The following is a 1,334-nucleotide window of genomic DNA, read 5'->3' as shown; positions in this document are numbered from 1 at the left end:
TCACTATATTTAAATTGCGTATAGCTTAAACCTTCACCAAAATACCATAAAGGCGCCTGTATTCCATTTGCGAATGAATTAAAACCAGCTATCTGTTGTTACATGGATTAAATTTGGAAATGATCTAGATTGAATTTCAGGATTACGGTTTAAAATTGTAAGGGAATAACCTGCATCATGCGTTCTTGCCGCGATCTGGAAGATGCAATATCCACCTATTAAGCTCTTTGCTAAACTGTGATAAAATAAACTCAACATGGGATCACAGCGGAGGATATAGCATGCATCAATACAAGCTCTCGGATAACATTCGTCCTGATGAGAATATTAATATTTTTCGTTATGCAACGACAAAAAGCGATTATGAGCATACCCACCAATTCATCGAGATCGTCTATATCACCTCGGGTACGGGGGAGCATGTCATTAATGGTGTCCAATATCCGGTGGAACGAGGGGATATGCTGTTTATCAACTATGGTCAAACGCACTCCTTTTCATCCGAAGCCGAAATGACAATTGTTAATTGTCTAATCAAGCCGGAATTCATAGGTAAAGAGCTTGTGGATTCTGAGAATGCGCTAGAAATCCTAACCTTAGCATCGTTTGRAGAATTTGGACCTAATGTGAGTAAGCTAGTTTCGAAGGTGCGTTTTCATGGTGAGACGCTGCTGGAAGTTGAAATGCTGCTCGAACGCATGCTGACTGAGTTTGCTGGAAAAGCTATTGGCTACAAAGCGGCGATTCAAGGGTACTTACAGGTCGTTCTTACGCGTATCTTCAGGGAGATGCGAAAAGCGGACAGCGAGAGGGTTGTACAGAAGCTGAATAAAGTGGCTCCAGAGATTCTGCAATATATCGAAGTACATTGCTTTGAGAAAATATCACTGCAGGAGCTTGCCGAGAAATGCTTTTATAATCCGTCATATTTTAGCCGTATTTTTAAAGAATGCTATGGTAAAAGTCTGACAGCGTTCATCCATGAAAAGCGAATTGATGAGGCTATTCGGCTGCTGAAGGAAACGGATTTGACAGTTGATGCAGTTGGGCGGAGCGTTGGGTACACAGGGAATAAACAGTTTTATAAGGTTTTCAAGCAGCTAACAGGCTTGACGCCCAGCCGGATGAGGGACGAGATCACAAAGTTGACTACTCTTAAGTAAAGATCTGCCACCGATTGTTGCAGCGAGTTCTTCTATAATGGACTAGAAACCATTAAGCTTGAGGAAGGTCGTGGACGCAATGATAGTTGAAAATAGCCATTATAAGATGGAGCTGGATGATACGTCTGGCTCTTTGTTGTCTTTTCGTATGGGAAGTAAAGAGTTTATTGC

1 protein-coding gene is annotated in these 1,334 nt (G+C 41.6%); it reads left to right on the top strand.

Going from position 1 to position 1,334, the window contains the following annotated elements:
• Positions 1–281: 281 nt before the first annotated feature.
• Positions 282–1,163 carry an AraC family transcriptional regulator gene (locus AC1DWN_RS33830; protein WP_477563199.1) on the top strand — a complete coding sequence of 294 codons (882 nt, stop codon included), beginning with the start codon at positions 282–284 and terminating at the stop codon, positions 1,161–1,163.
• Positions 1,164–1,334: the final 171 nt, after the last annotated feature.

The sequence above is a fragment of the Paenibacillus sp. P4_A7 genome (assembly GCF_056402455.1).
This window is presented reverse-complemented; position numbering and strand designations above follow the sequence as displayed.